We start from the raw sequence: 19,811 nt of genomic DNA on the forward strand, positions 1-19,811 counted from the left end.
TCCTCAGCGCATCTTCATCATGCGTTCGAGCGCAACAAGCGCCCATTTCCGCGTTTCGTCGTCGACGCGAATAACGTTCTTAGGTTTCGACTCGGCGATCGAATCGAGCGATTCCGCCAGTGCTTCGGGGCTGATCCGGAACATGGTCGAGCACTGGCAGGCAAACGGCGCCAGCGACGCGATGAACTTATCCGGGTGCTCGTTTTTCAGGCGATTGACGAGATGATGCTCGGTGCCGATGGCCCACTTGCTGCTGGCCGGCGAGGCTTCCACGGCTTGAATGATGTGCTTGGTCGAGCCGGCCTGGTCGGCCTTCTGAACGACCTCGAACATGCATTCCGGGTGCACGATGACCTGGATGCCGGGCACGCGCTGGCGCCAGATGTCCGGGTGCGAGGGTTGGAAATTCTGGTGTACGGAGCAATGGCCCTTCCAGAGGACGACCTTTGCCTTTGCGTAGGCCTCCGGATCGTTGCCGCCGTCGGGCTGCGCGGGATCGTAGACGATCATGTCCTCGAGCCCGATCCCGAGGTCGTAGCAGGTGTTCCGGCCGAGGTGCTGGTCGGGAAAGAAGAGAAGCTTCTCGCCCTGCGCGAACGCCCACTCCACGATCATGCGCGCGTTCGAACTGGTGCACACGCCGCCGCCGTGGCGCCCGCAGAATCCCTTCAACGCCGCCGTCGAATTAATGTAAGTGATCGGGATGAACGTCGCATCGGTCGCGTCGGTCAGCACGTCCCACGCTTCTTCGACCTGGTCGATGTCCGCCATGTCGGCCATGCTGCATCCGGCCCGCATGTCCGGCAGAAGCACCTGAACGCTGTCCGGCGTCAGGATGTCGGCCGTTTCCGCCATGAAATGCACGCCACAGAAAATGACGTATTCGATGCCCTTCAACTCGGCGGCGAACAGGGACAGATCGAGGCTGTCGCCGCGGCGATCGGAGAAGTCGATCACGTCGTCGCGCTGGTAGTGGTGACCGAGGATCACAACGCGGTCGCCTAGCTCTTCCTTGCGACGAGCGATGCGCGCCTGCAACTCGGGGTCGATCGGTTCATTCCCCAGCAGCGGGGCTGTTGCGATCGGGACATCTGCCATGATGGGGCCTTTCCTTCCGACGGCGCCGCACGGGCGCCTGCGATTGCGAGGATGCTAGGCAGCCCGGCACGGGCCGGGCAATGCGTTTCCTCGCGGTGCCGGGTGCAAAGGGAATGCCCAATTGGAAGTCAGGCCAGATAACCTCTTATGCTCGCTTGATTTTCTGATTGCGCCAGCCGGGCGAAAATGATTGCGTTTTGCAACATCGCAAATCAATGTCTGGGGTGTCCAGGCAATGAACGCAGGCGTGCTCTTCCGCTGGGATGCGGGGTGTGATTGTGCGTATATTTGCCGTGCTCGTCTTTCTTTGTGCGTCGTCGTTCTCGACCGGATGCGTCTTCGTGGCCGGCGATTCGAATCCGTTTGTCATGGGGATTGGAAGTCTGCGTGTCACTTCGGCGGGCTGGCCGGATGATGAAGGAGCGCTCGCTGAGGCGACTGAGAATCGAGCCGTCGCAGTCGACACACAGATCGCAACGCCGCTTCTCTACCTGGGGTACTCGAACTCTCTCTCCGGAATCGTGGTCGGGCCTTCCAAACTGAGGACCACCTCCATTTACGTCCTTCGCGAACCAATCGAAGGAGAGAGAATCTCCAACACATCTCTGAAAAGAGGGCCATTCCTCTTTCACTTGGGCCAACGAAAGCCCCCAGGGGCAGAGCGGGTGGCAACGCGGGACTGGCTGGGCTCGGTCGGAGCAAAGATCGTCCGACAACGCGACACGCTCTCCCTCGGCGTCGGCTACCAGTGCCGGATGGTCGGTTCAGGCATCGCGGAGGACAGATCGTGGGGGTACGCGCTTTACGACGAAGAACCATGGATCCAAATCATAACGACCAGGACGTCGGTCGAAACTCTGAAAGGGGTAACGCTCAATGAACGCAAGGATTAGACTGACCTCGTATGTGCTGTTCTTGTTGGCGCTGGCGGTGGGGACGGGTTGTGGAATTGGCCAATCTCGTATGGCCTTTGTGACCAATACATCTCACGGAATCGATCTGGACACGATTCCTCCGCGAACTTCCATCGCGTTCTCCCGCCAGGTAGGCGTCATCGCCCCGCAATATCCAGGCGGGGAGGTTCCCCCCGCACTGGCGACTCTGAAGCGGGCGGATACAACGAATATGACCTGGATACAGAAGTCCGTAGCGACCGTTGGCAAGATCTTCGGCTTCGGAGTCAGCCAGAATTTCGCAACAGGGAAGGCCGCTTACAATCTTGCAGCCAGCACGGGGAAAATAGGAGATCAACCTCCAATGGGCTTTCGAGAGGCCGAGGCAGTCCGGATCAAAGCGACTAATGATGAACTACGATATGATCGAAACCACGGCCTACTGGAACTCGTAGTTGTCGATGGCCTTATCAAGGGACTAATTACAGGGTCGAAACTCGATCACAAGGCCAAGAACCCCTTCTTCTTCGGGACTAACACGAATTTCGGCCTGGATATTTCATACACACCGCAGGGCGCCCCCAAGTCTGTCGCGCTAGGTCTGAAGCGGCAGGAAGTCGCTGTCGTTGTTGTCTCACCGGTCCAAACAACCGACGTAGATGTCAAAGGGACGGCATATGTCGTTCCACACGTGCCATCCCTATTCGCCGGATTCTCGCTGGATGCGGGCGCGAATGGCACTGCGACCTCGATGGACGTGCAGGAAATCTTCGCAACGGGCACCGTGGCTGAGGCCATGGCAATGAACGGCAAGACGCGAGAGGAGATCATGAAGCCCGCCTTGTTGATCCCTAACGATGTCGCGAATAATCTCCCGGCACTCAATCGAGATCAGATAGACTTCAAACTCTGGCTGAGTGATCTTTACTGGAAATCTGACAAGAAGCGTCAGGAAGATATAGAGAAAATCGCCACTGACGAGTTCAACAAGAAGGGGGAAGTCAGTTCCATCCAGGAGGTCTTCGATGCGGAGCCCAATGAACTGACAGAGGAGCTAATGAAAGCCATCAGATCAAAGATTGGAAAACTGCCCCCAGCACCACCCGAAACACAGGCTGAAGAGGAATAGAGACATGGCAAAATATGATGCATCCACCCACGTGGAACCATTACACTTCACGGCCGACGATGGTGCACAGATGAAGACAAAAATCGAAGCCATCTGCGGACTACAAGCCAATCTGGGCCGCGAACTAAAAGCCGCCTTCCCAATGGTTGTTGACCAGAACAACGTCAAAGTGGTGCTGATCTTCCAAAATCGCTAGCGGCCCCTGTTTGGCGAAGGATTACTTCGCCATCCAACCAACCACGTCGGCAGCGTCCATGTAACGAATCGTGGCACTGACCCCGGTGGAATCGAATGCATTTCCGGTAGTGTCCGTGATGGCTCCGGGAACGAAAGCGGCCGTGATATCGCCGTATTCCGTCACGGTGGTCACGACGATCGTGTAGGGCCCGGCCCCCGAGCCGGACATGTAGAAGTTGGAGGCGCCGGCGTCCCCGGGGAAGGTCATGTCCATGGCGTTTTTGTCCATGCCCAGCACGGGCTCACTGAAAGTCACCGAGAAGCGCACCGGAAGAACCGTCGCCGGGACCTGCTGGGTCGAGGCCGGGGCGAGCGGAGACGTCATGTACGGCGCATTTGCATCGTAGTCGCGAATGAACGGTCCGCTGGAGGCAACATTCGGAACGGCGTTCCCATCCTCGGCCACGCCGGCCGGGATCGAGACTTCGATTCGCTCCAGCACCGAATCCGGAACAAGATCGAACGTGTAGATGCGACCATCGGTGGATTGGAAGTTCTCAACTGTGGCGTTGGTGACGACCATATCGCTTGCTTCAAAGCCCGTGACTGCACGCCGGAATGTCGCGGTTGCGGGAATCGGTGAATCCTCCGTCGGACTTGGAGAGTCCGAAGTGACGACGACGTTGAGCGGCTTCTCCTCGCCGGCGGCTCCGGCAAATCGATAACTGGCGTAACCGATTCCGTAGTCGTTCAGATCCAGGGGCGTGTTGCCGATATTCGTATCGGGAGGATCCATTGTCGGCAGGAACTGGTTCGAGAGATAATCGCTCACGTAGTTGCCGACGTACGCCAGGGCGCGAATATCGTCGCCCACTTGCAGATCGGGCAAACGATCGAGCGGAATTGCGACCTCGATACCGGTTGTCACCAGAGCCGGATCGGTGCCGACAAATTCGAAGTTGCTCTGCCATCCATCCCCCACACCATCGACGTTTGCGTTGTTCATGCCGATGCGGATTCCCTGACGCGCATCGATCATTGGATTGGTTGTGGCGCCGCTGTCGAAGTCGTCGGTCGAGCGTTCTTCCTGCTGACGGAAATCGACTTCGTGGAATGTCCAGTCGGCCGTGCCGTTATTGTACGTGTCGAAGAACTTGAATCCGAAGTAATAGTCCGCGTTCATACCCGTCGGCAGTACGCAGCCGTTCATGTAGCCGTACGCGAACCAATTGTCGTAGACCCAACTGATCCACGGAATCTCGTTTTCGCCGGTGTCGGGTTGGGAGGCATCGTCCAGGAAGAACCCCATCACGTTGCCGTTCGATTCCAGGTTCCCGGCCATGAAGACGTAGAGGAACTCGTCATCGTTGGCCATGTAGAGCGCGTTCAGCTCGCTGCCGCTCTCCATCAGAATGCCGGCCGATTGATCGCCGAATCCTGTACTGACGCCTTGAACGGCGATCGGAGGACCGTATGCATCGTCCAGCGTTCCATCGATGATGATGCCGGTCGGCTGTCCCTTGATCGCGAACCAGCCAAGTTCCGTCACGGGCGCCGTCACGCGATTGCGCTTCAAGTAAAACGTCGCATCGGCGACCTGAACCCACGAATTTGTTGTCGGATCGTCAGTCTGGCAGAGAGCGAGCGTGCCCTCGACCAGGCCGGCGATTTCATCCGGATTGTAGGAAAGGGTCAGCGAGGCACTCGTCCAGCCCACGCGGTCGGTGGTCAGTTGCCACGCGACGTTTGCTGTCTCAGATTCATCGCCGAGCATTCCCAGATGTTCGTCGGTGTAGTAATGCACGAGCGTAGTCTGCGAGGCTCCACCAGCCCCGTTGTCCGCGCCATCGCCATCGGAATAGTCGATCGCGACTCCCGAGTGCCCGAGACGTACGGGGGGAACCAGGCCGGTGCCGACCGGCGAGTAGCGTTGCGCGCCACCGGCGTCCGTCGCGCCGTCGCCCTCGATCACCATGAAATCTGTGCGGAAGATATTGGAACTGGGTGCGTATGCGAAGGCGTCTTCGAAATGATCGCCGTCGAAATCTGCAAACATCCCGGGCGGCAAGCCCAGGTTGTCGTCCTCGCTGCGGCCGGAGAGCGTGAAGAAATCATCCGCACTGGTCAGCGTGTGGATCACTCCCCACGACGTGAACGGATAATCGTACGCAACCACATGCCCGACCATGGTGGATGCGCCTTCCGCCCAGGCGAAATCGCCGTAGATGATCTGCGGCGTAGCGGTTCCGAGAAGATGCACGGGTGCCGCGCGATAGGCGTCGGAATCCGTCGTCGGTAGCAGCAACCGGATCTCGTTCCATGCGCTGGTGGCGGCGTCGGTGTCCAAGTCTACGATTTCACCGCGGAGTGCTGACGTTCCCGGCAGAATCGTGATGGTCACGTTCGTGGAGTTGCGTGAGGACGTAAAGAGGTCCAAGCCTTCTGCGCCATCGAAGTCCGCGAGCGCTCCGTCGGCCCCGAATCCTTCATCATCGCCGAGGATTCGCGTCTCCCCCGCCGGACCGATGGCGCCGTCGGTATCGAGCGTCAACGTCCCGGATGTAAGCGGGCCATAGAGGATGTACGCGTCGGCGGTTCCCTGCGAGGTTGCGAACAGATCGTTCCATCCGTCCCCGTCGACATCGCCGATCGCCGACGAGCCACCGAACTGATCCATGGTATCATCGCCAAAGATGCGCAACTCGCCGGCGGGACTCACGGCATCCAATCCACTCGTCGTCGTATCCAGATCGATGATCTGATTCGGCAAGATGGGAGAGCCCCAGATCACATAACCTTCGCCGGCGCGTCCCCGTCCTCCCGGATCGCCGTCCGGCGCTGCGATGAACAAGTCGTCGATGCCATCGCCGTTCAGATCGCCGGCGGTCATTGCGCTGCCCAGATGATCCGCATCGTCATCGCCGAGGATAAGAGTTTCACTTGTCCTTGGGGCTTCCGCGGCGGTCCCGAGCGTATACGATCCCGGCGCGAAGCTCTCCGCACCGTACAGAATGTAGATCGCGCCATTCCCCGTGCCGGCCAGTGTGTCCGCCATCGGCGCACCGATGGCCAGGTCGCCAACTCCGTCGCCGTTGAAATCACCGCCTGCGAGGGCGACGCCAAAGTCCGAGCTACTTCCGGGAACGCTGAATCGGATGATGTGGTGCTGGGCGAGTGTGGCGTCGGAACTCATCGTGTCCATGCCGAAGAAGTACGGATCGGTGAGGAGAATCTCCACGCGATCGGGTTCTCCGATTTCCTGGATGCCGAGACACAGATCGGGTCGGCCGTCGCCGTTGAAGTCGGTGTTTCCGCCCGTTATCTCGGCCCAATAGGGCCCGCCGTACTTCGCAAGGAAGTAGCGATTGCGGTTTTCGCCGCGGTATCGCGCCGAATCCGGCAACTGCGCGGAAGCGACCCCGGCGGCCGCAAGAATAACGATCAGCAGCAGACGTGAGACACGCATGCGACTTCCCCCGAATCAGGTTTCTACGAATGTCCGCAGGCTATGAGATGGAACCGGCCCTGTCGCAACAGGAAACGGGCGAGCCCCGTGGCATACCGGACTATGGATGGATATGGATGCGCTATCGACACTGGTCGCAGGCGACTTCGGGAGCAAGTCGGAATCCCGCCCCTCCCAAGGCTTGACTCCCCGGCATCGCATCCGCAGGGTCGGGCCGTTGCAGCAGCCACTTCCCCTCAGGACAGACGCCCGGTGGACGAACGGAAGCCCTCTTCTCGCTACAAGCGCACGGACAATGGCCTGCTGGTGGCCGTCGAAGGAATCGACGGTGCCGGCAAGACGACCCAGTGTCTGATGTTGCGCGATTGGCTGCACGAGCAGGGCGTCGGCTGCTCGATGTTCCATGAGCCCACCCACGGCCCGATCGGCGAGGAACTGCGGCGCCTGGCCCGCAGCGGACGCCTCGAACCGCAGCAGGAATTCGAGTACTTTCGCAAGGATCGCATCTACGACGTGGAGACGAACATCGCGCCGGCGCTGGCCCGGGGCGAGGTGGTGATCATGGATCGCTACTACATCTCGTCGATCGCGTACCAGGGCGCGCTCGGGCTCGACGCGGCGGAAATCCAGGCCGCCAATGAGGCGATTGCTCCGCGACCGGACCTGATCTTCCTGCTAGATGCGCCGGTGCGCGATGCGCTCGGCCGCGTGATCGAGCGCGACGACGCCGGACCCAATCTGTTCGAGCGCGAAGAGTACCAACTCGAAGTCCAGCGGCGGTTCGCGTTGCTCGACATGCCGGGAATCTGCCGGATCAACGCGGCCCGAGGCATCTCAGAGGTCCACGAAGAGATGCGCGAGATTGTGCCGCTTCCCCCATACGATTTCTTCGGAGCACCAAAGCGCGAAGGCTGACCCGCGCAAGACGTGCTTGCCCACACCACCGATTGACAGTAGACAACGCGTACCGAACGAAGCAACGGCATCCCCAAGGAGTGTGCGATGCGGCGACAGGTTGTTTTGCTGTTCCCGGTGTTCCTGGCGATCGCCCTTCTGCTTAATGCCCCGCACCTCGGCGGGTTTCTGATCACCGACGATCTTCCGATGCTCTACCGCACGTCGCCGCTGTCCGGTGCGGGATTCTGGGATTGCTGGAAGGTCTGGGGGAACGGATTCTGGCGCCCGCTGAATTGCGTGATGTTTTTCGTTCTGCAGCGAATCGCAGGATTCAATGCCCTTCCCTTCGATGTTCTGGCAGTGGTCATTCATGCCATCGTGGCGACACTGACCGTCGTCGTGGGCACTCGTGTGCTGCGACTGGCGATGGCTCCAGCGGTTCTCGCAGGCGTCCTGATGGTCGTGCATGTCGGCGCCTTTCATCCGCTCTCACAACTGAATGCCGCGTGCGATTCGACGTTCGCAGCGGGGCTGTTGCTCTTTGTTCTGGGCTGTCATGCATTACGAGAGAGCCCCACGCGTCTGGCAATCGCCCAATGGGTTGGTGGATTGACCATCTGCGCCCTCAGCAAAGAACTGGTCGTTCTCCTTCCCGTCTACTTCCTACTATGGACGGGAACGTGGCGTTGGAAAGCATTGTCGCCTCGGCAACGGATGGCCGGCGCTGTGACGCTAGCCGTCTCTGGCGCTTACTTCATCGCGCTCTTGCTGGGGCAGTTCCTGGCGGAGAATTCTTACTCGGGCGAACAGCGAGTCCTGCTGAACCCAGTTTCATTCGGGCGCCAGGTTGCCGATTACCTGTTCTCCGTCGGGGTGCCATACATCCACGTGGTCGAAGCCCCATTCGGAGCCATCTCCCTGTCGCACAACACTCTTTGGGGAATTCGTGGACTGATCGCGATTGGGGTCCTCGTGTTCGCATGGAAGTCCTGGCAGGGCGCAATTCCAAGGCAACAGACAATTCTCGCCGTTTCGTTGGTGCTGCCGCTGCTTCCCCCGAGCCTGCTCGCCGATCCCCCGCAAAGCCGGTATCTCTATTCTGCTCTCCCATTCTTTTGCCTGCTGCTGGCCGATGTGGTCCATCGCGCCCGGCGGCGGAGCCCATTACTCGGGCGATGGGCCTTCGGCGGAGTCTGCGTGCTCGGAGTCGTTTACGCGATGGGGTTCTATGCGTCCCCCACTGTCGATGCGACGAGGCAAACGGAGCGTGCTGTGGAGGCCTTTATCCACGACGCGAAGGGGTATTCGAAGGACTGGATCGACGGCACGATGATCTCCATCTACGCCCATCCGCACCCGGGACAGGGAGAGAGTCGGTGGGTTTACTCGCAACTCCTCTTCGAACTCTTCATCCCGGAGAAGGACGTCACGGTCGTGCTCGATCACATTGTCCCGGAGACCTCCGCGGCCTATGCGTTCGACTCGAATGTCCTGAGGCTCAGGCCGATCCCGCCGGGCAGCCATCTTTAGGGTGGCTAAGGTCGCGGCCTTGTGCTTGGCAATAGGCTCCGATTCGGAAGGAACCGGCACTCCATGACCATCCGCGTACTGCCACAGACACTGATCAACCAGATCGCCGCCGGCGAGGTGGTGGTCAATATGGCCAGCGTCTTGAAGGAGATGGTGGAGAACTCGATCGATGCGGGCGCCACGCACATCGATATCGAGTTGGCCAACGATTTGCGCGACATGACGATCGCGGACGATGGCTGTGGGATGGACCGCGACGACGCAGAGTTGTCTCTGCAGCGCCACGCCACGTCGAAGATCCGCACGACGGAGGATCTGTTCGCGATTCAGACGCGCGGGTTCCGTGGCGAGGCATTGGCGTCGATCGCGGCCGTATCGCGCCTGGAACTGCAAACGCGCCGACACGAGGATTTGTCCGGAACGCGAGTCGTTGTCGAAGGCGGCGCCATCGAGCGCATCGAAGGTGCCGGCTGCCCGGCCGGGACGCGGATCATCGTGCGGGACTTGTTCTTCAACACACCGGCGCGACGGAATTTCCTGAAGACCCCGGTCGGCGAATTCAACGCCGCGCTGCGAACGCTTGTCCGACAGGCATTGGCTGCGCACGAGGTTGGAGTCCGCGTTGTCAAAGACGACAAGGTCCATCTCGATCTGCCCGTGGGCCAGAGTCTCGCCGATCGGTTCAAGGCCTTGATGGGTTCGCAAGTCGAACACGGGCTGCTGGAGCTGGCATTCGACCGGCCGCCGGCTCGGGTTCGCGGGTACCTGGCGCGCCCGCTGAGCAGTCGCTCCGACCGTCGTTCTCAGTATCTGTTCGTCAACGATCGGCCATTTTCCAGCAAGCAAATCGCCGCGGCCATCGAGCAGGCCTGTCGCGGCTTTATCATGATCGGGCGCTTTCCGATCTTCTGCGTCTTCATCGACGTTCCTCCAGAGGAGGTGGACATCAACGTCCACCCGACGAAAGAAGAAGTGCGATTCCGCAACGAACGCTCGATCGCGGGCGCGTGCTATCATGCAGCGCGTCTGGCGCTCGAAGAACATGGCCACGTCCCAAACATGCAGTTGGGCGACGAGCAGGGACCGCAACCTGCCGAGCAGGAGTCGCGTCCGGCTCAAGATCCAGCCTTCTTCACGTCGCCGGAAGCTTTGGTCGCACGGGCGTTCGAGCGCAAACGCGCTCGCGAAGTGCAAAGCGATTGGATCGGCCTCGCCGCGCAGCAGGAGGACTTTCAGCCGCGTGCTCCGGAGTTCGCCCCCGCGCTGGGACCCGCCGAACGCGTCTCTGCCGAAGAGCCGGAAGCCGATGCGGAGCCCACTGCGCCCCCGCCAAAGCACTCCGCGCAATCGCCGATTGCTGCCGGCCCGGGCGAACGGCCCGAGCCAAACTTCTGGCGCCAGGGCTACGAACCCGAACCTCTCGGACAGATCGCGAACACGTACATCGTTGTGCGATTCGGACCGGACCTCTTGCTCGTCGACCAGCACGCGGCACACGAGCGCATTCGTTTCATCGAACTCCAGCAGCGATCGGCGGAGATTTCATCGCAGACGTTGCTTGTGCCGGAGACGTTCGACGTGCCTGCCGATCGCCGGGCGGCGATGGAGACGCTGGCGCCCGCGCTGCAGAACCTGGGATTTGAGGTCGAGGAGTTCGGCGGCTCGACCTGGAGCATCACCGGTGTCCCAAGCGATCTGCAGAAGGTCGATCCGAAGTCATTGATCCTGGACTTGTTGGATGAATTCGAAAGCGCACCGCGAATCAACCGCGTCGCCGACCTGCGAGAGAAGATTCTGATCCGCGCGGCATGTCACTCGGCTATTCGCGCCGGGCAAAGGTTGACCGCCATGGAAATGGAAGAGCTCCTTCGCCTGATGCGCCAGCACCAGCTCTCGTTCACCTGTCCCCACGGCCGCCCGACCGTGATTCGGCTGGCGAAGGATGAGTTGGATAAGCAGTTCAAGCGGATCGTGTGATCGCGGCTTCAGCCCTGGTAAGTTTTCTTCAGATACTTCACCGACTCTGCGATGAGCTCCCGCAGCACCTTTGCATCCACGTCTTCCAACTTCTTCACATACAGGCAGCCCTTGCCGTTCTTGTACTTCCCCAACTTCTCCATCAGGTCCTCGTAACGAGAGAACCCCGCCATGATGTAGATGCTGAAGGCTTGCTTGCGTGGTGAGAAACCGGTCAAAAACCAGTCGCCTTCGCGGCCGCTGGCGTACTTGTAGTGATAGTGCCCGAACCCAACGATACTGCCGCCCCACATGCGGGGTTCTTCGCCGGTGATTTCTTTCATCATCGCCAGGATCGCAAAGGCATCCTCGCGGCGCTTGGGGTTCTCGACGGAGTTCAGGAACTCCTCAACACTGCCGTCATTCTCTTTGGTCTTCAACTCAGCCATGGCGTCTCTCCAATTGAAGGCTCAGGCTCCTTCATAGGCTTCTTTGATCCACCCAAGCAGTTCCTTATCGATGTCTTTCTCGGTCGCGATCCGAACGCGGTGGCTCACCATCGCATTGAAACTGCCGGAGGCTTCAAGTCGGTCGGTCGGAGCCTTGCCTGGCAGATTGATCCCGACGTCGATTCTCGTGGCCGTGGAGGGCTGAATCAGCCCGAACTGCTTTGAACGGCGCAAACTGACGTAGGACTTCTTCGGGGCGATTTCCACGTCCTTGCCAAACTTCCGGATTTCCTTGATGAGCTTCTCGTAGATTGGGCGCAGATCGGCCTTCTTGCCGCTATACTGGCCGGCAATCAGGTCGTCGCTCGGCTGCGCACTGGCGGCGCTTCCGAGAGTCTCGTGGGCAATCAGATTCGCGTATCCGTGGGTTACGCCGTGCTCGGATTTAAGCCGTTTGACGATCTGCCCGTGTTTCTTCTCCTCCCACTTCGCGACGATCTTCTTCCATTCAGGCAGAGTCTTGCCGGTTTTCTCCTTCAACGCTGCAATCATCGACGCAGCCATTTCTTCCGGGGATTTCGCCATGGTGGTCTTCCTTTCGAAGGTCAGAGCGGCCAGTTTTCGACGCGCTGGCTCTTGGGCGAGATGGGCTCCATTATTCGGAACAGGACAAACAGAAGGCGAACGCCGAGCGCCGGCTTTCCAGTCTCCACAACGCGCTTCAGGGTGTTCACGATTAACTTTCCGCCCTGAAGCATCTGCTTGGCTGTTTTCGTTCCGGCTGGAAGGTCCTCAAGCGTCATTGTGAATTGCGTGCCACCATCCTTCTGCTCGAGATCGTAGATCACCTTGCAGGGCGGATCGTCGCAGTTTGTGAACTTGAAAGTGTGCGCGTAGCGGCGCGGAGGATCGAATTCGAGGATCTCGCCCACGACGCCGACGAACTTCCCACTCTTCGTGCGCATCTGCATCTTCTCGCCGGGCTTCAGTTCCCTGGTGTGCAATTGCGAGTTGAACATGCAGGCCTGCGGCTTGTCCTGCCTGGTGATCTCCTTCCAAACCTCCTCGATGGGTCCGTTGATTTGAACCCGGAACACAGCCTTGTCGCTGTCAGCCATCGTTGTCGCTCCTTTGGGATTCGATTCGGTACTTCATCGCGGTCATCTCAGAGGCCCAGAAGGAACTGAATTCCGTGGACCAGCGATCGTAGATCATCTGGATGGGCACCGGATTGAAGTACAAGTGCCGAACCCTCCCCACCTTGCGCGAAACAACCAGATTGGCGTCCTCGAGAAAACGGAGGTGCTTGAGGATCTGGATGCGGCTGACTTCGAAGAACTCCGCCACGTGGTTGACGCTGCAACCGGGCGAGTCCTTCAGGATGTCCAGAATCCGCCGCCGATCGGAATTGGCGAGCGCCCGGAACGTTGCATCCATCTCCTCATCTGCTATCATGTAACCATTTAGTTACCCATCAGCCCCGCCATGACAAGAGGAAAATACCGTGGGTACATAAATACTCAGAATCTGTGCACGGGATTGCACATTTCCCAACGTCCAGGTGCGATACGGGTTTCGCAGACAGCAAGTAAAGTTTCTGTTTTCAACGACCTACAGTTTATAAGCTGTGCCTCTTTGACCACCCTGGGAATTGTGAGACTGGTATGAGGTCTGCAAATAGGATGGTTTGAACTACGAGACTGACGCGCGAACTGGGAAGCTCGATGGGCACGACTCGTACCTATAAGGGAAGAAATCAGGGACTGATTATGGGGATTTTCGATCAAGTGAACGAAGTCATCGGCGCCGTGAAGGGCTGGTTTGACCGGTGCGAGGAAGAGCGCCGTCAGGAGGCCCTGGAGGTTCTTCATCCTCCGCGGCAGGAGAGCGACCGCGATGACAATCTGGGCGAGGACGCCCAGGGGCGGTTCTTGAACTTCGATGGCAGCAAGAAGCCCCAGCGTGGCTTGATGGACGATCCGACAACGGACGTTGCTGCCCCGCCGCTGACTCCCCCGCCCCCCACTGGACATAGCCACGCGCCCGCCCATCCCGAACATGCCCACATGACAAAGGGGAAAGCCGATCCGCGGACTCCGCCCACGCCAGGCGAAGTGGCTGGACTACGGCACCGAGGCAAGAATGTGGAACCCGATTCGGGCGGCCTGATTCAGAACGAAACGAACGATACGATGTATAACGCCCGGAACCAGGTGGTCGCAGTCATTCACCAGCGCTACGCGAAGTTTGGCGATTCGATCGCGACCGCGGTTCTGACGAAGGCCTTCATGCCGAATGGGCTCGAGCTATTGCTGACGAAGTTAGGCCTGGGATCGGTTGGATCGCAGTTCGAAGATCACGAGCAGATCGTGCGCTTCATCGATCGCGAAGGCGTTGCGGAGTTCTGTCGCCGCGCGGGCATTCGCTACAACGAGGAGAAGACAAAGTCTGAGCGGCAGACCTACGAAGAGAAGCAAAAGCGACGCCGCACGTCACAGAATTTCGCCCGCCAGGCGAAGAACGGCGGCGTCTCACCCACGATGGATCTAAAGAAAACTGGTATCAAGCCAGTGAAGCTGGAGAAGGCCGAGAATCTTCCGCAGTTCCAGTCGCCTGCCCCCGCCCCGCCGAAGGATCCAGGCACTGACTGAGGTCCAGGGGTTTCATGAACAAGGCGCTCGAGTCCTGCGCGAACCATCAGCAAATCAAGAAACAGAATCCCGGTCTGGGTCGGTAATCAGCGCCAGCGCTCGGGCGGCGCGGGAACGCGGTAGCGGGAGCCGGGGATGGCTTCCGACAACATCCGCACAAGCAGTGCACACGGCAACCCCACCACGTTGAAGTAATCCCCCTCCAGGTGATCGACGAATCCGCCGGCCTCTTCCTGAATGGCGTAGGCTCCGGCCTTGTCGAATACACGCCCCGTCGCGATGTAGTCTTCAATCTCCCGTTGCGATAGATTGCGAAACACAACATCGGTGGTTTCCGAATCGAGCATCGCTTCGGGCCGGCCAGCAATGGCAACGGCAACGCCGGTGATGACCTGGTGGGAGTCGCCGCTCAGGCTGTGCAGCATGTCGCGGGCGGCTTCTGCGTCGCTGGGCTTGCCATACAATTGGAGACTCTTCGTCACCACGGTGTCCGCACCGATCACGACGGTCCCTTCGGATTGGGACTGGGCAACGTCCATAGCCTTCGCATAGGCGGCGCGGATGGCGAATGTGCGCGGATGATCGGCCGGGATGGCCGATTCGTCGACGCCGGAGGGAATTACTTCGCATTCGATTCCCATGCGGGCGAGCAGTTCACGCCTGCGCGGCGAGTTGGATGCGAGAACAATCTTCGGTTGGGTCATTGAGTCATTTCTCTTCGGGCAATGAATCGGCGACGCCCAGCAGCGGCGCGATGTCCAGTTCCAGCACGACGATCCACTCGCCGGTGGGAAGCTCTTCGCTTCGCAATGTGCGGGCCGCCCGAATTGCTCGCGAGCAGGCCTCGGCCATCACGGCGTTGCGGTGCATGAGGTCACCCATCCGGGTTTTGCTGTCGAGCGGAACGAGTTGGATCTGGTCGATAAGGTCCGCGCGGGCGCGACGAAGGGCCTCTCGTTGAGCAGTCAGTTGTGCCTGAGCATCTTCGCGTCCGTCGGTGGGTTGCACCAGTTCGGCGCGAACGCCGCCTCCGGAAGAAAGGACTGCCGCCGCCAGTCCGCCCAGACGCATCTCCAGCGCGATGCTGACATCGCCCTCATCCCAGTCCGCCCGAAGGTCTTCTTCGGCGGAAGCAAGAGCGGCTTCAAGCGCGCGCGCCACAGGCGGGTTTTCTTTGGCAAACTCAGCCAGGTTCTTGTCCACAACTGCAGGCAATTCGTCAGCCTGTCGCCGCAGGTCGGCCTGGGCTTCGCCGCGTGCCGCCAAGACGGCACCGGCGTATGGAACGCCGGGAGGCGCATCGGTTTCGCCTTCGATCGGGGCAACCGCCGATGCGCGCAATATCTGACGCGCCCAGGGGATGGAGACTGGAGCCTGCAATTCCGGAGCGGGGGTGCGGGTTTCGGCTCCCGCGATGGGAGCGCGCCCTTCGCCGGTGACGAGCCATGTGGCCGGACGATTCGCGGCACAGCCAAAAAGAAAGAGCGCGACAGAGACAATCGCCGCCAGTCCCACTCGGGAAGTCAGAAGTGCACGCGGCGAGTTCATCAGTCCTGCTGACCGCGCGGGAAGATGCGGCGACGAACGCGCATCCGACCGGTGGAGTTCAACTTCTTCAGCGACCGCTGAAACCAGGTCCAAGGCATCAGCACCGATTCCTGGAAGACGTTCGAGTTGGCAACGTAGATCGACGTCGCATCGGAACCGGCCGCCAGCCGGTGGAAGCGCGGCGCGCGGCGACGTGGCAATTGCACTTCATCGACGACGGCAATGGCGTCCTCTCGGAATGCCAGCCGACGCCGGAACTGAATCGATGTGCGGGCCTTTCCGGTGATCAGAATCTTCTGCAGCAGGAACCGGACAGCATTCGCATGGAAGCGCCCGATGGTCAGCAGCAGTACGCGAAAGACGATCTGCTTGAACGGTGTCGACAAGGGTGCGCGACGGCGTTGAAAGACGCCGGAGACTTCGATCTCCAGGTGATCCGGCGCGATCTTCACTTTGTTGCGGTCGACGATGTGTGTCACGACCACGCGGCCGTCGTCCAGTTCACCGATCAGGCCCGTGTCGCTGGCGATTGGGCCTTCGCGGTCGAAGGCTTTGAACACGCCTCCCTTGTTCGCCGCCGCGACAGCGTGGTACTGCGGGCCGCGCACGACGAGCATCTCTGCGCCCTCGAACCACTTCGCTGTCAGCTTCTTGGGCAGATCGATTGGCTTGCCGCGCTCCGGCGAGTAATCCCGCCAAGCCTGCATCCAATCGTAGACGTAGTGCGCCGCCATGCGATCGTCGTCGTTGTAATAGCGGCGCCGCTCGGGCATCGAGCGCTGCAGGAAGGTCTCCGCAATATTGGCGGCGTTCGGGAAACGAGACGCCATGACCTCGAAGCCGTGCGGATAAAAGTGGTACGTGTTCCGGCTGCCGTACTCGCCGCCGTAAGAACCATCCGGGTGCATGAAGTTGACCGCGAAGTCCACAGCACGACCGATCGGTTCGATCAGGCGCTCGTCCTGGGTCTTCTGCCAGAGCTTGGTCAGGAACCCGATGCTGCAGGTGTGGTAGCCGGGGTCCGCGCCTTCGTACTCCTGGAACCAGCCTTCGGGATCCTGCCAGCTCAGGGTCAGATCGCGGAAAGAATTCGACGCCTTCAGGAAGCGCTTCTCGCCCGTCAGGATGTACACATTGTATAGCGCCAGCGCCGCGAAGGCCTGGTGGTTGGCTAACTGACCGGTTTCGTTGTGCTCGCGCAACCAGTCGCCACGAAGCGCAAAGAACTCGAGGTGACGCGGCTCGCGCAGATCGAGTTCGATCGCACTTTCCGTCATGGCGTAGAGACTGAACACCAATGCGCCGAGCGCGCGCTCGAACGGGAAGTAATCGTCGCAGGAACCATTCGGATAGCTGGATTCGCGGGCGAAGTCGATGCCGGCCTCGACGAGTTCCTTCATCCGAGGCAGTCCGTAATACGGATTGTTCGGCATCTGGAGCTTGTACGCCAGCGCCAGCGGCAGGACGAATTCCTGGTTCATGCCACACGGGAAGTCCATCGTCCGGTAGTGCCAGTACTGACGATCGAAGCAGCCGTACGTGCGGCTGAACGGGTTCTTGTCCGCCATCAGAATCAGGCGCGGCAAAGCACGCAGCGCTTCGTACGCGTACCAGTCCCGGTGACCGGGCTGGGGTTGAGGAAACTCTTGAATATCAGGCAATGGACAACCTCGCCGGTGGGTTCTCGTCGACCCGTCAGGGGACGAGAGGACCGGGCGCAGTGTCAATGCGCACGTTCTCCAGGTAAATGGGCTGCGAACTGATGGTCGGATTGAAGCCCATCAGATCGAAGGCCAGGTAGAAGCCGTTCTCATCGATGTCGTCAGGAATGACAGCGTACATGACGAGGTCGTTCCCATCGGCATCGGGAATCACACCCGTATAGCCCGCCGCCAGGGAAGCCGTCGTCATGGTCTGGTAGTACTCGAACGTCCACGATCCGAAGCGCATACGGAGGTCGGAGACGATGCGCTCGTCGGGCTCGTCGCAAGACAGCGTGCTGGTGATCCGGACGATTGTGCCGGGAGTCATTTCCATCCGCGCGCTGCTCCAGAAGCCGAAGCAGGTGTTACTGCTTGGCGCCAGCCAGAGCGCGCCGCGGCCGATGTCGTGCCCGTGCGTCGGCACATCAAACAACGATACGTAATCGAAGAATTGCCAACCTTCTGCGTCCTGGTCGAAAGTGAATTCCCGGTACGGGCTGAACTGGCTGTCGAAAGACGCGCGGTCGATCTCGGTCGCGTCGATTTCCTCGAAGTCGAACGGCGTCATGGCCTTCGTGCGGGCTGGCGAGCGTCCGAACTCCAGCATGTCGAGCGACAGGGTGTAGTAAAAGGGCGTGGTTCCGGGATTAGTCCGCAGGCTTCCATTCTGGAAGTCGATGATCTGATAGTAGTCGCGGCCCGATTCGGGCGGCGCGAGGACTTGGTTCTGCGCCGGCACGAAGGCGGACGAGAACGAAAGCTGATTCAGCAGACCGTTCTGGCGCATACGGACTTCCGGCATTCCGGCGATATCCGGGCCTGCCGATGCGATCCGATGACGCATCTGGAGGAGCGTGTCCGGCGACTGGATGTTCGGCATGCCCTCGATGATCGCACCACCGTAAGATTCTTCCTTGATCCCGCCAAACTCGATTCGACCAGGGATGCTGCGGAGGCTTATGGGCTCCCATGCGAGCACATCGACGAGTTCCCAGCCGTCGAGGAAACTGCCGAATCGATAGGAGGTCGTTTGGCCTGCTTCAAGTGCGCCGATGTCGAGAACGTCGTCCTGCTCGTTGCCTACTCCGGCAACATCAAACAGCCGGGGAACGCCCATCGCGTCGTATTCGAATCCAGCATCGTTCAGCGCAAGCCGGTCGATCGCCGAGGCGCCGTCCGCCAGGCGGAAATCTTCATTCGCAGAATCGACGAACAGGAACTCGTCCTCGACCAGATTTCCGAACTGCGTGCCGTCGTTGACGAGGCTTGTGTTGATCGCCTCGGCCGTCAGAACCGGCGTCGTCCCAGCGTCCAGATAGGAGCCGAGAATGTTCTTCGCGAAGATGTTCTCCGAGATCTCGTCGCCGACGGTCTGCTCGGCTTCGCTGACGCCGTAATCGTCATTCTCGGCAAAGATGTTCTGCCGAACCTTTGGCAGCGACTCATCGATGCGCAGGCCCGCCTGACGGTTCTTGGCGATCGTATTGTTCGAGATGATCGCCTGCGACCCGGCTTCGAGGAGAATTCCGTCCTCGTTCAATGAGACGATGTTGCCGATGAGTTGTGGCGACGTTCCCTGGCAACGAATACCCGCGTCGGTGCTGCGATGCACGAAGCTGTTCTGCACGAGGCCGGTGGCGTTCTCGAAAAAGCTGATGCCCTCCGCATCGCTGCGGCGTACTTCGGTCCGGACGATCGTCGCGGTGGAGTCTCCCTTCACAACAATGCCGCGGCCGCGATGGTCGATGAAGTAGCACCGATCGATCAGAACATCGGCGTTGTTCGTCACCTCCACGCCCGAGAGGCCGGTGATGAACTCACACTTCACGATGGTCGGCGAGGCATCGCCCTGCACCCGGATCGAGGCACCCGTCGAGCCTTCGAAATCGCAATTGTCGATGATCGAGTTGTCGCGCGCTTCGATGCTCCAGTACCCGCCGGTCAGCGTCATGTAGGCGACACGAGCGTTGTCCTCCAGAACAAGGCCGCCCTTGCCAAGCCCGGACGACAGTGTCACGCGCGACACAGAGAGCTTGTCGGCTTTGAAATCGCCGTCCTGAACGCCACCGATCAGTTCGCGGCTGCCGGAGAGAACAAGCTGGCCGGTGGTCGCGTAGTCGCCCGCCGCCACGACGATGCGGTCGGCCGGCGAAGCGAAGGCCTTCATCACCGTCTGGAACGGCTCCGCGATGGTTCCTTCCCCCTCGTCGCTACCGTTCGTGGACACATAAACGGTGGTCTGGGCGAAACTTGAAGAGGCGAGAGCTAAGCCAAACAAAACGAATACAAAAGCGCGAAGAGCAGACTTGTAAGA

Annotated in this window: 17 protein-coding genes; 7 read left to right on the plus strand and 10 right to left on the minus strand. The window is 60.1% G+C overall.

Translation table 11 applies throughout. From position 1 onward, the window contains the following. Positions 1–3: 3 nt before the first annotated feature. On the minus strand, positions 4–1,098 hold the full coding sequence (gene nadA, locus KQI84_04120; protein ID MCB2154046.1) for a quinolinate synthase NadA: 1,095 nt from the start codon (positions 1,096–1,098) through the stop codon (positions 4–6). Positions 1,099–1,370: 272 nt separating this feature from the next. On the opposite strand from nadA, the gene KQI84_04125 reads away from it, so the two are divergent. The 3 genes from KQI84_04125 (at position 1,371) to KQI84_04135 (ending at position 3,316) form a co-directional block, all read left to right on the plus strand. Then, entirely contained in the window at positions 1,371–1,991 is a 621-nt protein-coding gene (locus KQI84_04125) for a hypothetical protein (protein MCB2154047.1), read from the plus strand. A 232-nt stretch (positions 1,992–2,223) separates the two neighbouring features. After that, positions 2,224–3,120 (plus strand): hypothetical protein, encoded by an 897-nt coding sequence (locus tag KQI84_04130; protein ID MCB2154048.1) that lies wholly within the window; start codon positions 2,224–2,226, stop codon positions 3,118–3,120. A gap of 4 nt (positions 3,121–3,124) precedes the next feature. Beyond that, positions 3,125–3,316 carry a hypothetical protein gene (locus KQI84_04135; GenBank protein MCB2154049.1) on the plus strand — a complete coding sequence of 64 codons (192 nt, stop codon included), beginning with the start codon at positions 3,125–3,127 and terminating at the stop codon, positions 3,314–3,316. Positions 3,317–3,337: 21 nt separating this feature from the next. Here KQI84_04135 and KQI84_04140 read toward each other — a convergent pair whose 3' ends face one another. Continuing rightward, positions 3,338–6,763, minus strand: coding sequence for an FG-GAP repeat protein (locus KQI84_04140; protein MCB2154050.1), 3,426 nt, complete (start codon positions 6,761–6,763; stop codon positions 3,338–3,340). A 252-nt stretch (positions 6,764–7,015) separates the two neighbouring features. Here KQI84_04140 and tmk point away from each other — a divergent pair, with 252 nt between their 5' ends. The 3 genes from tmk (at position 7,016) to mutL (ending at position 11,167) form a co-directional block, all read left to right on the plus strand. Beyond that, complete coding sequence (gene tmk, locus KQI84_04145) at positions 7,016–7,678, plus strand: dTMP kinase (protein MCB2154051.1); 663 nt, start codon at positions 7,016–7,018, stop codon at positions 7,676–7,678. Positions 7,679–7,765: 87 nt separating this feature from the next. Continuing rightward, complete coding sequence (locus tag KQI84_04150; protein ID MCB2154052.1) at positions 7,766–9,190, plus strand: hypothetical protein; 1,425 nt, start codon at positions 7,766–7,768, stop codon at positions 9,188–9,190. 63 nt (positions 9,191–9,253) lie between these two features. Beyond that, positions 9,254–11,167 (plus strand): DNA mismatch repair endonuclease MutL, encoded by a 1,914-nt coding sequence (gene mutL / locus KQI84_04155; protein MCB2154053.1) that lies wholly within the window; start codon positions 9,254–9,256, stop codon positions 11,165–11,167. An 8-nt stretch (positions 11,168–11,175) separates the two neighbouring features. Here mutL and KQI84_04160 read toward each other — a convergent pair whose 3' ends face one another. The 4 genes from KQI84_04160 to KQI84_04175 are packed head-to-tail and all read right to left on the minus strand — an operon-like array spanning position 11,176 to position 13,032. Continuing rightward, a complete protein-coding gene (locus KQI84_04160; protein MCB2154054.1) occupies positions 11,176–11,595 on the minus strand; it encodes a DUF1801 domain-containing protein in 420 nt (139 codons plus the stop codon). A gap of 21 nt (positions 11,596–11,616) precedes the next feature. Next, entirely contained in the window at positions 11,617–12,180 is a 564-nt protein-coding gene (locus tag KQI84_04165) for a DUF4287 domain-containing protein (GenBank protein MCB2154055.1), read from the minus strand. A 20-nt stretch (positions 12,181–12,200) separates the two neighbouring features. Beyond that, positions 12,201–12,713, minus strand: coding sequence for an SRPBCC domain-containing protein (locus KQI84_04170; protein MCB2154056.1), 513 nt, complete (start codon positions 12,711–12,713; stop codon positions 12,201–12,203). Continuing rightward, positions 12,706–13,032, minus strand: coding sequence for a metalloregulator ArsR/SmtB family transcription factor (locus KQI84_04175; protein MCB2154057.1), 327 nt, complete (start codon positions 13,030–13,032; stop codon positions 12,706–12,708). Before KQI84_04175 ends, KQI84_04170 begins: the two co-directional genes overlap by 8 nt. A 287-nt stretch (positions 13,033–13,319) precedes the next feature. Between KQI84_04175 and KQI84_04180 the strand changes: the two genes are divergently transcribed. Further along, a complete protein-coding gene (locus KQI84_04180) occupies positions 13,320–14,246 on the plus strand; it encodes a hypothetical protein (GenBank protein ID MCB2154058.1) in 927 nt (308 codons plus the stop codon). Between the two features lie 86 nt (positions 14,247–14,332). Here the strand turns inward: KQI84_04180 and maf are convergent, their stop codons facing one another. Genes maf through KQI84_04200 form a run of 4 tightly spaced genes read right to left on the minus strand, consistent with a single transcriptional unit; the run spans position 14,333 to position 19,724 of the window. Continuing rightward, positions 14,333–14,950: a septum formation protein Maf gene (gene maf / locus KQI84_04185; protein ID MCB2154059.1), complete on the minus strand. Its 618-nt coding sequence runs from the start codon at positions 14,948–14,950 to the stop codon at positions 14,333–14,335. A 4-nt stretch (positions 14,951–14,954) separates the two neighbouring features. Further along, positions 14,955–15,794: a hypothetical protein gene (locus tag KQI84_04190; protein MCB2154060.1), complete on the minus strand. Its 840-nt coding sequence runs from the start codon at positions 15,792–15,794 to the stop codon at positions 14,955–14,957. After that, positions 15,794–17,455 (minus strand): hypothetical protein, encoded by a 1,662-nt coding sequence (locus tag KQI84_04195; protein ID MCB2154061.1) that lies wholly within the window; start codon positions 17,453–17,455, stop codon positions 15,794–15,796. The genes KQI84_04190 and KQI84_04195 overlap by 1 nt, the downstream gene beginning before the upstream one ends. A gap of 34 nt (positions 17,456–17,489) precedes the next feature. Further along, positions 17,490–19,724 carry a right-handed parallel beta-helix repeat-containing protein gene (locus KQI84_04200; protein ID MCB2154062.1) on the minus strand — a complete coding sequence of 745 codons (2,235 nt, stop codon included), beginning with the start codon at positions 19,722–19,724 and terminating at the stop codon, positions 17,490–17,492. Positions 19,725–19,811: the final 87 nt, after the last annotated feature.

Source organism: bacterium (genome assembly GCA_020444065.1).
Lineage (GTDB): Bacteria > Sumerlaeota > Sumerlaeia > SLMS01 > JAHLLQ01 > JAHLLQ01.

Coding starts and splice junctions, on each gene's coding strand:
- nadA (MCB2154046.1), bottom strand. CDS start 1,098: ATGGCAGATGTCCCGATCGCAACAGCCCCGCTGCTGGGGAATGAACCG.
- KQI84_04140 (MCB2154050.1), bottom strand. CDS start 6,763: ATGCGTGTCTCACGTCTGCTGCTGATCGTTATTCTTGCGGCCGCCGGG.
- KQI84_04190 (MCB2154060.1), bottom strand. CDS start 15,794: ATGAACTCGCCGCGTGCACTTCTGACTTCCCGAGTGGGACTGGCGGCG.
- KQI84_04130 (MCB2154048.1), top strand. CDS start 2,224: ATGACCTGGATACAGAAGTCCGTAGCGACCGTTGGCAAGATCTTCGGC.
- KQI84_04165 (MCB2154055.1), bottom strand. CDS start 12,180: ATGGCGAAATCCCCGGAAGAAATGGCTGCGTCGATGATTGCAGCGTTG.
- maf (MCB2154059.1), bottom strand. CDS start 14,950: ATGACCCAACCGAAGATTGTTCTCGCATCCAACTCGCCGCGCAGGCGT.
- KQI84_04150 (MCB2154052.1), top strand. CDS start 7,766: ATGCGGCGACAGGTTGTTTTGCTGTTCCCGGTGTTCCTGGCGATCGCC.
- KQI84_04180 (MCB2154058.1), top strand. CDS start 13,320: ATGGGCACGACTCGTACCTATAAGGGAAGAAATCAGGGACTGATTATG.
- mutL (MCB2154053.1), top strand. CDS start 9,254: ATGACCATCCGCGTACTGCCACAGACACTGATCAACCAGATCGCCGCC.
- KQI84_04170 (MCB2154056.1), bottom strand. CDS start 12,713: ATGGCTGACAGCGACAAGGCTGTGTTCCGGGTTCAAATCAACGGACCC.
- KQI84_04160 (MCB2154054.1), bottom strand. CDS start 11,595: ATGGCTGAGTTGAAGACCAAAGAGAATGACGGCAGTGTTGAGGAGTTC.
- KQI84_04135 (MCB2154049.1), top strand. CDS start 3,125: ATGGCAAAATATGATGCATCCACCCACGTGGAACCATTACACTTCACG.
- KQI84_04175 (MCB2154057.1), bottom strand. CDS start 13,032: ATGGATGCAACGTTCCGGGCGCTCGCCAATTCCGATCGGCGGCGGATT.